11 protein-coding genes are annotated in these 14,269 nt (G+C 60.1%); all 11 read left to right on the top strand.

Features of this window, described 5'->3' with window-relative positions; translation table 11 throughout:
• The first annotated feature begins 20 nt into the window (after positions 1-20).
• The 11 genes from tagH to N5C09_RS02125 are packed head-to-tail and all read left to right on the top strand — an operon-like array spanning position 21 to position 14,256.
• The gene (gene tagH, locus N5C09_RS02175) at positions 21-1,805 is read left to right on the top strand and encodes a type VI secretion system-associated FHA domain protein TagH (RefSeq protein WP_279748363.1); all 1,785 of its coding nucleotides are present in this window, start codon (positions 21-23) and stop codon (positions 1,803-1,805) included.
• Positions 1,802-2,599 (top strand): protein phosphatase 2C domain-containing protein, encoded by a 798-nt coding sequence (locus N5C09_RS02170; protein ID WP_063449579.1) that lies wholly within the window; start codon positions 1,802-1,804, stop codon positions 2,597-2,599. Before tagH ends, N5C09_RS02170 begins: the two co-directional genes overlap by 4 nt.
• A 16-nt stretch (positions 2,600-2,615) precedes the next feature.
• Positions 2,616-3,602: a hypothetical protein gene (locus N5C09_RS02165; protein ID WP_063868520.1), complete on the top strand. Its 987-nt coding sequence runs from the start codon at positions 2,616-2,618 to the stop codon at positions 3,600-3,602.
• 9 nt (positions 3,603-3,611) lie between these two features.
• Complete coding sequence (locus N5C09_RS02160) at positions 3,612-4,424, top strand: type VI secretion system accessory protein TagJ (RefSeq protein ID WP_279748362.1); 813 nt, start codon at positions 3,612-3,614, stop codon at positions 4,422-4,424.
• Positions 4,417-4,980, top strand: coding sequence for a type VI secretion system baseplate subunit TssE (tssE, locus tag N5C09_RS02155; RefSeq protein ID WP_015570336.1), 564 nt, complete (start codon positions 4,417-4,419; stop codon positions 4,978-4,980). Before N5C09_RS02160 ends, tssE begins: the two co-directional genes overlap by 8 nt.
• Positions 4,981-4,982: 2 nt before the next feature.
• The gene (tssF, locus tag N5C09_RS02150; protein ID WP_279748361.1) at positions 4,983-6,854 is read left to right on the top strand and encodes a type VI secretion system baseplate subunit TssF; all 1,872 of its coding nucleotides are present in this window, start codon (positions 4,983-4,985) and stop codon (positions 6,852-6,854) included.
• Complete coding sequence (gene tssG, locus N5C09_RS02145; RefSeq protein WP_064910445.1) at positions 6,851-7,894, top strand: type VI secretion system baseplate subunit TssG; 1,044 nt, start codon at positions 6,851-6,853, stop codon at positions 7,892-7,894. Before tssF ends, tssG begins: the two co-directional genes overlap by 4 nt.
• Before the next feature lie 38 nt (positions 7,895-7,932).
• Positions 7,933-10,548 (top strand): type VI secretion system ATPase TssH, encoded by a 2,616-nt coding sequence (gene tssH, locus N5C09_RS02140; protein ID WP_279748360.1) that lies wholly within the window; start codon positions 7,933-7,935, stop codon positions 10,546-10,548.
• Between the two features lie 24 nt (positions 10,549-10,572).
• Positions 10,573-12,006 (top strand): protein kinase, encoded by a 1,434-nt coding sequence (locus N5C09_RS02135; RefSeq protein WP_279748359.1) that lies wholly within the window; start codon positions 10,573-10,575, stop codon positions 12,004-12,006.
• A 25-nt stretch (positions 12,007-12,031) separates the two neighbouring features.
• Positions 12,032-13,498, top strand: coding sequence for a phospholipase (locus N5C09_RS02130; protein WP_112793039.1), 1,467 nt, complete (start codon positions 12,032-12,034; stop codon positions 13,496-13,498).
• Positions 13,495-14,256, top strand: a complete 762-nt coding sequence (locus N5C09_RS02125; RefSeq protein ID WP_279748358.1) for an ankyrin repeat domain-containing protein — start codon at positions 13,495-13,497, stop codon at positions 14,254-14,256. The genes N5C09_RS02130 and N5C09_RS02125 overlap by 4 nt, the downstream gene beginning before the upstream one ends.
• Positions 14,257-14,269 lie beyond the last annotated feature (13 nt).

Genomic DNA, 14,269 nt, shown 5'->3' with positions numbered 1-14,269 from the left:
CATACCAGCAGGAATACGCCATGCGATTCACGATTATTTCTACGAAACCCGGTCATCAGCCGCCGCAAAGCAGCTGTGATTTTTATGCCCCGGGCGGCACCATTGGGCGCGGTACGGATAACAATCTGGTGCTGCCGGACAACGATCGCACTATCTCGCGTTTGCAGGCTATCGTTCACGTCGACGCCAGCGGCGAATGTCGCGTCACGAACCGTGGCAGCGTCACCCGCGTGGTATTGAATGATATTCCGCTGGAGCGTGGGCGTCAGGTTGAGCTTCAGGATGGGGATATTCTCGGTATTGATGATTATCGCATCGAAGTCAGCGAACTTATTCACGATACCCAGCCCGTGAGCCGCATGGCGGCCAGCATGCAGGAGGCGCGTCCAGCGGCAACACCTGCACCGGCAGCGGCGCCGCAACCAAAACCGGCCAGCGCCGCGCCTCGCGGAAAAGCGGAACCTACGGCCGTGCCGTCGGAAATCTGGGACAGCCTGATGCAGGAGTTCTCCATCTCCGACAGCATCTCCAGCAACCGGGCGAAACCACAGCCCGCCGCGTCCCACGACCCGTTCTCCCAGCCTGCGGCTCCGGAGCGGAATGCCGAAGATCCGCTGGCGATGTTCAACGACACCGATCCGGCACTTGAACGTAAAAACGTGGATCCGGACTCGCTGTTCAGCGATGACGCGTTGTTCAAGCAGGAGAGCATCTTTGACGATGTCACCCCTTCAACGCTGGTGCAGCCGGACGAAAGCAAACCTGCCCAGCCAAAGGAAGAGGCCGCGGATGAACTCGATCCGTTAGCCCTGTTTGGCGGGACGGCCAGCGCGCCTGCCGCGCGTCACGACGACCCGCTCGGCCTGATGGGCGGCGCGCCGTTAACCCATCCGGATGAAATCGCGGCTGATAAGCCGGAGCCAAAGCCTGAACCTCAGCCCGCACCGGAAGAGGATGCGCTTGCCGGTTCGCCGCTGTTCGATCCGGAACCGACTGAACCGCAGGACGCGCCGCGCGCGGAAGAAGAAGAGCCCGCGCGTCCCGATTACGCCGGCTTCACCATGCCAACGCCGCAGGCCGTGGCGCGCAGTCACGCCCAGGCGCCTAAGGGCCGCCTGCGCATCGACCCGGTTAAAAACGCCGCATCCCCCGCTGCTGCCGCACAGACCGGCGAGCGGGGCGAGGTGCTTCAGGGCGAACTGCTGGAGGCGCTGCTGGAAGGCATGGGCCTGAGCGAAATGCAGCCAGTGCCGCAGTTTGACCGCGAAAACATGCGTCAGCTGGGCCAGATCCTGGGCATGTTCTCGCAGGGGACCGTGGCGCTGCTTTCGTCGCGCTCCATCCTCAAGCGCGGGGTGAAGGCCGATATGACCATGGTGCTCGACGATGCCAACAACCCGTTCAAGCTGCTGCCGACCGGTAAAACGGTCCTGATACAGATGTTCGGCACGCCGATGCCGGGCTTTATGCCACCGACCAAATCGGTGCGTGATGCACTGATCGATCTTCAGGCGCACCAGCTGGGGATGATCTCCGGTATCCGCGCCATTATCGCCGCTATGCTGCAATCCTTTAACCCGGAACAACTGGAAGAGCAGGCGAAGCAGAACGGGATGACGTCGCGCCTGGCGCTGCCGGGCAGCCGTAAAGCCGCGCTGTGGGATTATTTCGTTCGCAGCTATGGCGAGACGGCGGGCGAGATCGAGGACGACTTCCATACCCTGTTTGGCGAAGCCTTCCTCCATGCCTATGACATGGAGGTCAATCAGTACAAAGACTCACAAAGCGGATCCGAAGAAAAATGAATATCGCAACGGCTTCTCTCTCCCGCCAGGGAACGCGCGCCAGCAACCAGGATCAGACGGGAGAAACCATCGGGGAACGTTCAGCCTGCTTTGTCGTCTGCGACGGCATCGCGGGCCTGCCGGGCGGCGAGGTGGCCGCTGAGCTGGCCCGCAACAGCATAATTTCCCGCTTTGATGGCGACAAGCACCTGAATGCGCAGCATATTCGTGACTACGTTCAAACGGCGAACCGTACCATCCTCAGCGAACAGCAGGCGGTGCAGGACTATCGCCGGATGGGCACCACGCTGGTCAGCCTGTTTATCGACAGGGATTACCGTCTGGCCTACTGGGCGCACGCCGGTGACAGCCGCCTGTACCTGTTTCGTCGCGGCTGGCTGTGGCACGTCACCACCGATCACAGCCTCGTCCAGCAGATGAAGGATGCCGGACATCAGACCGATGACCTCAACAGCAACCTGCTGTATCTGGCGCTGGGTATTGAGAATGGCGGACCGGAAGCGAGCTACAGCGATGTGGTGCAGGTTGAAGACGGCGATGCATTTTTACTCTGCACCGACGGTTTCTGGCACGGCGTCAGCGAAGAGCAGATGAAGCAGTCGCTGCACATGGTCAATACGCCACAGGAGTGGCTGACCTTAATGAACCAAATCATTCAAAAGAATGGCGAACAGGAGGGCAATGCTCAGGATAACTACACCGCCGTGGCGGTGTGGATGGGCAACCCTCAGGACACCACTTTGCTGCATACGCTCTCTGACGCAGCACAATTTCTTCCCTGCGGAACTGATTAGACACACAAGGATTGATATGAAACTTTGGCTATCGGGTTTGGCTCTTCTGACGGTGGCGACCACCGCACAGGCTGAAAACTTCCGCATCGTGCAGTCTCCTGCGCAGAAGCTGGATATCTGGATCGACAACATTAAAGACAATACGCCGCAAAGCTGGTGTAAGTCGGACGTGGCGCTGCGCATCGTGGCGAACGGTAAGAAAGAGGTTTCGGTGCTGGAAAACTTTGTGCCGCGCCTTGGCTCGCTGCTGGAGCACCAGTGCAGCAAGCTGAATACCCTCAACTGGACGCTGAACGATCCGCAGGGGACGACGCTTGCCCGTGGCACGGCGGCTAAAGCGCAGGACTGGGCACTGGTGGTAAAGCAGCAGGAAACGGCGGTGGCAGCGACCACCACCCCGGGCGCGCTGCTGCCGCCTGACCAGAATCCGGAGACGCACACCGTAGCGGCAGACCGTACCCCATGGCAGGAGTTTACCCTTCAGGACGGCTGCCACCTGCGCACCTTCTGGGAGGGTGGTTCCTCCGCGCCGGCGCTGTTTATTCCTGACTCCGACACCACCCGCTGCGGTAACGGCAGCTGGCTCAGCGGCCACACCGTGGTGACGCAAAACCGTAACGGGACGCAGAAAGCGATTCCGGTCACCTACATTCACGGCTTCCCGGTGATGGGGCTGAACAACGCGGTCGATCCTGAAAACGCGCTGATCACCTCCGTCAACAAAGAGCGCATGGTCTTCAGCACCCAGAACAGCGACCAGAGCTGGATGATCCTGCCGTACGACAGCACCCTGAACGGCTGGAAGAGCAACGGCACGGTGGCGGTGGAAATCACGCGCGAGATCGCCAGCGACGACGCCCGACTTCAGGCGCGTATCGCCGAGGTCAAGAAGATCTGGAGCGCATGGGTTGCACCGGGCGCTGAGCTGAACGTTGTTCTGATCGACACGCTGCGCCCGCAGCTGCGCGATCCGGCAATAGGCGCCTGGCGCGCGGCGAATTAAGGAGTGGCTATGAATACGCTTTATCAACGCCTGGCAGGTGAGTCGATTAACGACGCGCTGCTTCGCCTGGAAGCCGATATAAAAGCCCGCCCGGCGGATGCCGACCTGCGCGCCGCGTTTGTGCAGTTTCTGATCCTCAGCGGCAACTGGGCGCGCGCCCTGACCCAGCTGAAAAGCTGGCTGGCGCTGAAGCCGCAGGCAAAACCGACCGTGACGCTGCTGGAGCAGGCCATTCAGGGCGAACAGCAGCGGGCCCGCGTGTTTGCAGGAGAGGCGCGTCCGGCGATGCCCGAGGCGCAGTGGCCGTGGCTGACGACGTTAGCCCAGGCGCTGACGGAAAGCAGCGAGCATGCGCAAACGCTGCGTCTGGCGGCACTCGAACAAGCCCCGGCAAGCCGTGGACAGGTCACGCTGGAGAATGAAGAAAACCAGCCCTTCGAATGGCTGATGGACGGCGATGCCCGTCTGGGTCCAGTGTGTGAAACTCTGGTCAATGGCCGCTATTTCTGGGTGCCGTTCTGCGCTATCGACACGATCCGTTTTCAGGCTCCGGCCAGCGTGACCGATCTGGTATGGCGTCATGCGCTGGTCCGCCTCACGGACGGCAGCGAGCAGGTCTGTCAGATCCCAGCGCGTTATCCGTTTGCTGACGGCGCTTCCGATAGCGTTAAGCTGGGGCGCACCACCGAGTGGCTCCCGCTCGACGACGACGGTGTTCTGTATGAAGGCATAGGGCAGAAAGCCTGGCTGAGCGAGCAAAGCGAAAGCCCGCTGCTCACCCTGAGCCTGGTGACGTTTGCTGCGGATGGTGCGGATGAGTAATCCCGCTGGCGAAGGCGATCTGCTGCGCAGCGGCTGGCAGGCCCGCAGCAGGCAGGAGAAAGTGGGGGCACGCGACAAGATGCAGCCCTCGCTGTTGGATCGCCTGACGGATAACGATCCGGAAAAAAAACGCGAGTCCGCCAACAGCAATCTGATCACCCACGCCGCGCTGCGTCGCAACGTTCTGCGGGATTTACAGTGGTTGTTTAATACCATCAACCACGATGCCTCCAGCGACTTAAGCGGGCTGACGCAGGTGAGCCGTTCCGTCGTCAACTTTGGCGTTGCGCCGCTGGCGGGGAAAAGAATGTCCGATATCGAATGGCACGACATTCAGCGTAAGCTCACCGAAGCGATTATTAACTTTGAACCGCGGATCCTCCCGCAGGGGCTTCAGGTTCGCTGCGTATCCGATACCTCGTCGTTAGATCTGCACAACGTGCTGTCTATCGAAATCAAAGGCCGCCTGTGGTGCGTGCCGTATCCGCTGGAGTTTCTCTTTCGCACCGACGTCGACCTTGAAAACGGCCATTTTGAACTGAAGGATGCGGGGTAATTATGGAAAGCAAACTGCTCGAATATTACAACCGTGAACTGGCCTATCTGCGCGAGATGGGCGCGGAGTTCGCCGAACGCTACCCGAAGGTGGCGGGGCGGCTTGGCATGCGCGGCATCGAAGTGGCGGACCCATACATCGAGCGGCTGATGGAAGGTTTTGCCTTTCTGACCTCCCGCGTGCAGATGAAGATGGACGCCGAGTTCCCGCGCTTTTCACAGCGCATGCTGGAGATGATTGCGCCGAATTATCTGGCGCCCACGCCGTCGATGGCGATCGCTGAAATTCAGCCCGACAGCAGCCGCGGCGACCTGAGCAAAGGCTTCATGGTGCCGCGCGGCACCATGATGGACAGCCTGGCGCTGAAAAAAACCGGCGTCACGTGCAGCTATACCACGGCGCATGAAGTGAACCTGCTGCCGCTAAAAATCGACAGGATCGAGCTCGGCGGCGTGCCCGCCGATCTGCCGCTGGCCCAGCTCGGCCTGAGCCAGCGGGGGATCAGCAGCGCCTTGCGGATCCGCATTGCCTGCGATGGCCCGCAGCACCTTGGACACCTGGATTTTGACCGCCTGGAGTTCTTCTTAAGCGGCCCGGACATCGAAGCGCTGAAGCTGCTGGAGCTGGTCATGGAGCACCACGCGGGCATTGTCTGCCAGACGGTCAGCAAGCAGCCCCAGCGCCAGCTATTGTCGTCTGACGCCCTGCGTCAGGAGGGCTTTGACGCGGACCAGGCGCTGCTCCCGGACGATCTGCGCAACTTTGACGGCTATCGCCTGTTGCAGGAGTACTTTGCGTTCCCGGCACGCTTTCGCTTCATCAGCCTGAGCGGGCTGGGCAAGCTGATCCAGCGCTGCGAAGACGAAAAGGCGTTTGATATCTTTATTCTGCTCGACAAGAGCGACGATCAGCTGGAGCGCGTAGTGGACGCCAGCCACCTGGCGCTGCACTGCACGCCGGTGATCAACCTGTTCCCGAAAGTGGCGGCACGGCAAAAGCTGAACGAAGGCCAGCATGAATACCATCTGGTAGTGGATAACATCCGACCGCTGGATTATGAAATTTATGCCGTGAAAAAAATCTACGCCAGCGCCGACGGGCAGCGGGACGACCAGACGTTTCGACCGTTCTGGAGTACCTGGAGCGGCGACGCGGGTAACTACGGCGCCTATTTTTCCCTGCGCCGCGAGCAGCGTGTTCTCTCGGAACACGCGCTGCGCTACGGCACCCGCACGGGCTATATCGGCTCGGAGGTCTTTGTCTCGCTGGTGGATGCGCAGCACGCGCCGTGGCAGGAGAACCTGCGCTACATTTCCGCCGAGGTGCTGTGCACCAGCCGCGACCTGCCGCTGATGCTCCAGCAGGAGCTCGGGCAGTTTATTATGGCCGACTCCATGCCGGTGAAGGCGTTAACCCTGCGCAAAGGCCCGACGCCGCCGCGTCCGGCGCTGGCGGAAGGGTTCAGCACCTGGCGACTCATAAGCCAGCTGCAAATGAATTACCTCAGCCTGATGGACAGTGAAAACGAAGAGGGCGCCGCCGCGCTGCGTCAGCTGTTAGGCCTGTATGCCAACCTGGCGGAGACGCCGGTTGCCCGTCAGGTGGATGGTGTTCGCCACTGCGTGCTGGAGCCGGTTCACCGCCGCGTGCCGGAGCCGGGCCCGGTGGTGTTCGCCCGCGGGATCGGCATCACCCTGACCGTGGATGAACGCGCCTTTTCCGGCGCCAGCCCATGGCTATTCGGCAGCGTGCTGGAGCGCCTTTTTGCCCGCCTGGTCTCCATCAACAGCTTTACGGAATTCACGCTCAAGAGCCAGCAGCGCGGCGAAATCGGCTACTGGGCGCCGCGCATGGGTAAAAGGGCGCTGGTATGAGCGAGGTTGCCCCTGCAACGCTGCGCGTGCATCGCCTGACGCCGCTGCCCGATGCTTTCTGGCGTGGGGTGCGCGAGACGCCGTGGCGCTACGATCTGTTCCAGCTGTTAAGACGCATTGATGCCCAGGGCGGTGAACGTTATCCGCTGGGACGCGCGCCGCTGCCGAAATTTGAGCCGCTGCGTATTGGTCAGCAGCCTTCGATGGGCTTTGCGCCGTCAACGGTTGCCGAGGTCCGGCAGCGAGAAGAGAACGGGCTGCATGAGGTTTCTATTCTGAGCTTCGGCCTGTTTGGTCCTAATGGCCCGCTGCCGGTACACATGACCGAGTATGCCCGCGAGCGTATTCATCATCATCAGGATCACAGCCTCAGCGCGTTTGCCGACCTCTTTCACCACCGCCTGACGCTGCTGTTCTACCGCGCCTGGGCGGACGCGCAGCCTGCCGTTTCACTGGATCGCGACGACAACAGGCGCTTCGAAGGGTATCTGGCGTCGCTGATTGGCATGGGCCAGCCCGGTCAGATGTCGAAAGGCAGCCTGAGCGCGCATGCCCGCTTTACCCACGCCGGGCACCTGACCCGCCACGGGCGAGATCCGGAAGGGCTGGAGAAGATCCTGCGCAACTATTTCAACGTTCCGGTCAGGCTGGTGGCCAACGTCCCGCAGTGGATGCCGCTCTCAACGCGGGAGCAGGCACAGCTGGGTGAGGGGCGGCGCCTGCCGCGCATGGGGGAATCCGCCTTCCTCGGCATTGCGGTACGCGACGTGCAGCATAAGTTTCGGCTGGAGATTGGCCCCTTGAGCGCAGACGAGTACAACCGTTTTCTGCCGGGCGAAGGGTGGGTCACCGAGCTGCGCGACTGGGTGCGACAGTATGCCGGGGTGGAATTTGAATGGGAAACACGGGTGATCCTGCGCGCCGATGCGGTGCAGGGCGCCACGCTCGGCAGTGCCGGGCGATTAGGGTACAACACCTGGCTGGGCCTTCAGCCTCAGCCTGTTCCGCGTGGCGATCTGGTGTATCGCGCAGAGCGATAATCCTTCCGTATACCGAATCATTGTTAATGGAAACTAACATGTCAGAAATTAGCCGTGCCGTGCTTTTCGGCAAACTGGATACGCTGTTATTTACCTCTCTGGAGAGCGCGACTGCCTTCTGCAAACTGCGCGGCAACCCGTACGTTGAGTTGGTGCACTGGCTGCATCAGCTGATGCAGCAGCAGGATGGCGATCTGCAACGGGTCATCCGTCACTTCGCCCTTGATGAACAGCAGCTGACGCGCGATATCGTGGCGGCGCTGGATGCCCTGCCGCGCGGCGCCAGTTCCGTCTCTGACCTATCCGAGCATATCGACAGCGCCGTCGAGCGCGCCTGGGTCTACGGCTCGCTGAAGTTTGGCGTCAGCCGCATCCGCGGCGGCCATTTGCTGATCGGCATCCTGAAAACGTGGAATCTGGCTAACGTGCTGAAAGGCATTTCGGGGCAGTTCACCCGACTTAACGTCGAGGTGTTGATCGAGCAGTTCGACGCCATTTGCGCCGACAGCAAAGAGAGCCAGCAGGCTGCCGCCGCGGCGGACGCGCCTGCCGGTGCCGTACCGGCCGCGCAGGGCACGCTGGCGCAGTATGGTCAGGATCTGACGGCGCGCGCCCGGGAAGGCAAGATTGACCCGGTGGTGGGGCGCGATGAAGAGATCCGCCAGATGGTCGATATCCTGATGCGTCGTCGCCAGAACAACCCCTTGCTGACCGGGGAAGCCGGCGTCGGGAAAACCGCGGTCGTGGAAGGGCTGGCGCTGCGTATCGCCGACGGCGACGTGCCGGAGCCGCTGCAAAACGTTCAGCTGTGGCTGCTGGATATCGGCATGCTTCAGGCCGGGGCGGGCATGAAGGGGGAATTTGAAGCGCGCCTCCAGGCGCTGATTAACGAGGTGCATTCCAGCGCCACGCCGATTATTCTGTTTATCGATGAGATCCACACCCTGATTGGCGCAGGCGGACAGCAGGGCACCGGCGATGCCGCTAATCTTCTCAAGCCAGCCCTGGCGCGCGGCCAGCTGCGCACCATCGGCGCGACCACCTGGGCGGAATACAAAAAATACATTGAGAAAGATCCGGCGCTGACCCGCCGCTTCCAGACCGTACAGGTTCACGAGCCGGATGAAGCGAAAGCCGTACTGATGCTCCGCAGCACCGTGTCGCCGCTGGAAACCCATCATCAGGTTTTACTTCTCGACGAAGCGGTCAGCGCGGCGGTGAAGCTGTCGCATCGCTATATTCCTGCGCGTCAGCTGCCGGATAAAGCGGTGGCGCTGCTGGATACCGCCTGTGCGCGCGTGGCCGTCAGCCAGAGCGCGCCGCCTGCCCAGCTGGAAGACTGCCTGCGCCATCTTGCCGCGCTGGACGTGGAAATTGAAATTGCTGAACGCGAAGCCCGCGTCGCAGCCGGTGACGCAGAGCGCGTAACGACGTTACGCGCCGAACGCGATGCGTATGAAATAAAACGCGAAGCGCTGTCCCGGCGCTGGGAAGAAGAGCGCAGCCTGGTGCAGGAGATTATCCGCCTGCGTGCCGCGCTGTTTGCGGCGGGTGATGAGGATACGGCTGAACTGCGCGGCCAGCTGGCGGAGCAGCAGCAGGCGCTGACGACCTTACAGGGCGACGAACCGCTGCTGTTTGCCGCGGTGGATGAAAACGTGGTGGCGGCGGTGGTTTCGGACTGGACCGGGATCCCGCTGGGCCGGATGGTGAAAAATGAGATCGACGCGGTGCTTAACCTGGCCGACACGCTGAACCAGCGGGTCATTGGTCAGCGCCACGGTCTGGATCTGATCGCCCGTCGGGTGAAAACCGCGCGCGCGAAGCTTGACGATCCGAACAAACCGATCGGCGTATTTATGCTCTGCGGGCCGTCCGGCGTGGGTAAAACCGAAACCGCGCTGGCGCTGGCGGAGTCGCTTTATGGCGGCGAGCAGAACGTCATCACCATCAACATGAGCGAATTCCAGGAAGCGCACACCGTATCGACGTTAAAAGGTGCGCCTCCGGGCTATGTGGGCTATGGTGAAGGCGGCGTCTTAACCGAGGCCGTGCGCCGCCGTCCCTACAGCGTGGTGCTGCTGGACGAAATTGAAAAAGCGCACCCTGACGTGCACGAGATCTTCTTCCAGGTCTTCGACAAGGGCTGGATGGAGGACGGCGAAGGGCGTCACATCGATTTCCGTAACACCATTATTATTCTGACATCTAACGTGGGTACCGACCTGATCAGCGCCATGTGCGCCGACCCGGAGCTAATGCCGGAGCCCGATGCGCTGAGCGGCGCCCTGCGCCAGCCGCTGCTGGAGGTCTTCCCGCCGGCGCTGCTGGGGCGTCTGCTGGTGGTGCCGTATTACCCGCTGAGCGACGAGATGCTGGGGCAGATTGTCCGTCTCCAGCTCAAGCGCATTCAGCGACGTCTGGAAGAGAATCACAACATTATTTCTGAATTTGACGACAGCGTGGTCGAACAGATTGTTCAGCGCTGTACCGAGGTCGAGTCGGGCGGACGTATGGTGGATGCGATTCTGACCAATACGTTACTGCCTCAGATGAGCCAGATTTTACTTACCGCCAGCCGCAGCGACGAGCAGTACCGACGTCTGCACGTCACCTGCGAGCAGGGCGAGTTCCACTGTCAGTTTGCCGCGTAATAATCATCAAGAGAACTGTAAAAGATGACGGATAATGATAACAATCGGACTGTCCCAAACGCGCTCCCGGTCGGGTACCGTTTCAATGAGTTTGAAATAAAAGAGGTGATTGGCGGCGGCGGATTCGGCATCGTCTATCGCGCCTGGGATCACCAGCTCGAACGCACTATCGCTATCAAAGAGTTTATGCCTTCCTCCCTCGCCGTACGCGGCGAGGATATGACGCTGGTGCTGCGCAGTGAGCGCTTTGGCAAAGCGTTTTCTGCGGGCCTCAACAGCTTCATCCAGGAAGCCCGCCTGCTGGCGCGCTTTAACCACCCGAACCTGCTGCACGTGCTGCGTTTCTGGGTGCAAAACGACACGGCCTACATGGGGACGCTGTTTTACAGCGGCACCACGCTGTCGCGTCTGCGCGAAGAAAAACCGGAGCTGATTAACGAGGCGTGGATCCGCCGCATGCTGCCGATGCTGTTTGGCGCCATCAAAACGATCCACGACGAAGGCTACCTGCACCGCGATATCTCGCTGGATAACATTCAGATTCAGGATAACGGCCTGCCGGTGCTGCTCGATTTCGGTTCGGCGCGCCGCACCATCGGCAACCTTTCGGACGAGACGGAAACCATGCTGCGTCCAGGGTTTGCGCCTATCGAGCAATACACCGACGACAATGAAAGCGAGCAGGGGCCGTGGACGGATATTTACGCGCTCGGCGCCGTGCTGCGTACCCTCATCGTGGGCTCACCGCCGCCGGTCAGCGTGGTGCGTTCGATTCAGGACACCTGCAAACCGCTGGTGGAGCTGATGCCGCAGGGGTATTCCATCCCGCTGCTACAGGCCATCGACAAGGCGCTGGCGCTGCATATGGAAGACCGTCCGCAATCCATCGAGGAGTTCGCGGCGCTGATCGAGATGCCCGTCGCCGGTATCGACGAAGTGCTGACCGCGAAAAAGACCGGCACGATGCTGGTGCCGGTGGAAGAGGAAGCGTCTGCTTCCGCGCTGGACTGGCGACGTTACAAGCTGCCGGGTCTGGTTGCTGCGGGCGTGCTGGTTGGGGTTGTAGCCGGCGCGATGCTGTTCGGCGGCGGCAGTCAGGATACGCCAGCGCAGACGGCGCAAACGCCTGCCGTGAGTCCTCCGGCTAACACCACCGCCGCACCGGAAACCAAACCGGCAACCGCAGACGTGAGCGAACCGGTTGCGCCACCGCCTACGGCACAGCAGAGTGCGCCGCCTGTCGACGCCAGCCCGGTCGCACTGGTCTATATCCGCATGCTGGATGGCGAGACGCTGAAGGTTAACGGCGAGCCGAAAGCGCTGCGTCCGGGCAATAACGGCTACGCATCGCTGAAACTGCCGGCGGGTGAAACCCGTATTGAACTGGAAGGCAATGGAAGAACGCGTACCCAGACGCTGGATATTGCGAAGCCAGGTACCTGGCTGGTGAATCCGTAAGCCTGCGGGTAACAGGACGGAGCGAATGTATAACATCAAGTTTGTCTATCTTTTCCACGAGAACGTCTCGCCGGCGCTGTTTGCGAAAATTATCCGCCCGTCCGTTGCCGGGCAGTGGATTATGTCGGTTCCCGACCACTCGCTGCGCTCGCTCTTCACGCGCTACGATTTGCTGCGCACGATCACCGGCGCGAATCCTTATCAGTCCGGGCGTGATACCCGCACGCTGATCGCGCAGGATCTGGAGATGGGCAGGGTGGTCGCCATTGATGAAAGTTTTCGTGACTGGTCATCAGTAACGGAAATTTTTTATATCAACGCCAAAGGGCAACTTCAGGCTGCGTCCCTGGTTGGGCTGGGTTGGTATCCGGTGAGTACGATTGTCGACCGTTATGAAACCATGGTGAGAACGTATGGTTCTCGCCCTGCGCCAACGGTACTGCCGAAGCAGGTGGTGAAATCGAAAGCGGCGCAGGTTCCGGACGAGCCGACCCCGGGCAAAGACGGCAAAACCTATGCCGCACAGCTTCAGCAGATGACCAAAGCAGAACGCTGGCAGGCGCGTAAAGATCTGATCGCGAAGGGGAGCAGCAGCCTGTATCCGGATGCGCAGATCGCGGCTAAGCGGCTGGCGGCGAATAATATCGCGGTGGAAAAAGCGAAGCTGGCGGAGAATATTTACAAGACCGTCAACCCGCTGGAAGCCACGCCCGGCGTGCCGGAGGGGTGGACGGATATCAGTAATGATGATGCGCTGTTAGGAAAGTTCGGGCTGAACAAATCGATGCTCTTTGACGATGACACATCCCCCAATTTTCTGGCGCGCGTCTATCAACCGAAGCCGGAAGTGTTCGGCACTGACATGAACCCCACGCTGGTATTCAGGGGATCGCGCGAGCCTGGTTTCGCCTCGCTGTCTGAGAATGTCTCCTCTTTACTGACCAAAGGGGAGCTGGCGCCGGTGGTAAACGGGGCTGACTGGTCGAATAACTTCTCGCAGGGCATGGGTATGGCTTCAGATTATTATAAAAAGGCCGTGAGTATTGGTAAGGAGCTGGCAAGGTCAGGCCAGAATATTGATATTGCCGGACATTCCCTTGGCGGTGGCCTCGCCTCTGCAACCTCCATGGGCAGCGGGAAAGCGGGATGGACGTTCAATGCCGCAGGTCTGAATGCCGGAACCGTAGAAAAATACGGCGGCAAGCTATTAGGCAGTACGGATAATATCCAGGCGTATCGGGTAGAAGGTGAACTGCTCACCAGGATCCAGGAAGTTAACCCCTGGGAAGATCTTAAAACAATGAAAGGGCATGTCCCTTCGTGGATCCTCAAAGAGGAAATCTCTGCGCTGAGCCCCAACGCTGCCGGAATTCCTCACGATCTCCCTGGTGGAACCGGAAGCGCGCTGGACCGCCATGGCATTAACCAGGCGATAGATTGCATAGAGCAACAGAAGGATGAGGATATTTCGATAATCGGGAGTCGATTGTGAAAAAACGTTTGATGGCTTTTATCGCGTTATGTTTTTTATTCATGATTCAGGGGTGCAAGCAGGATATGGAACTTAATCCACAGGACTACTTCAGCGGCCAGCAGCTTGAACTGGCGAAAGCGATTGAGGAAGGCGACGTCGATGCGGTGAAGACGCTTGCGCCAGACAGCGACCTTAATCAACCGGGAAAGCAGGATATGACCCTGCTTTTCTGGGCCCTTGGCAATGCAATTAATGATAAAAAAACGTCGAACCATTTAGAGGTCATTACGTTACTTGTTCAGGCCGGCGCAGATCCGCTCCAGCCTCGACCGCAGGGAAAAAGCAGTCCTGCTGAATTTGCCCTGAAGGGAGACAGTGCGGACTGGATCAACGCAATGCTGGACGGTGGCCTCTCACCCAACGTGAAAGATAAGGTTTTTCACGAACCGATCGTCTTCCAGTCGCTTAAAGCGAAAAACTCAGAGACGCTGGAAGCCATGCTCGATCGCGGTGCTGACGTCAACTCAACCAACTCACTGGGTAAAACGCTGGTGTTCGATGCGCTGGATAATCAGTCATACGATCATGTCTTGTTGCTGCTCGATCGTGGAGCGGATCCGTCAATTAAGGCCAAAAATGGCTGGTCGATGAGTAATGCACTCGCGGACGCGCTGCAAGGGCTTGAGCGAGGCAGTGAGCAGTACGAGAAATTAAACGAAATAAAAGAGAAGCTTATCCAGAAGGGGGGCGAATGGCCACCTCAGCCCGTTAAGTAATTGCTTAACGGCC

Origin of the sequence: Enterobacter sp. GD03975, assembly GCF_029838645.1 — a bacterium.
GTDB classification, from domain to species: domain Bacteria; phylum Pseudomonadota; class Gammaproteobacteria; order Enterobacterales; family Enterobacteriaceae; genus Enterobacter; species Enterobacter quasihormaechei.
Note: the sequence above shows the minus strand (reverse complement) of the source record. Positions and strands in the feature narration are given on the sequence as shown.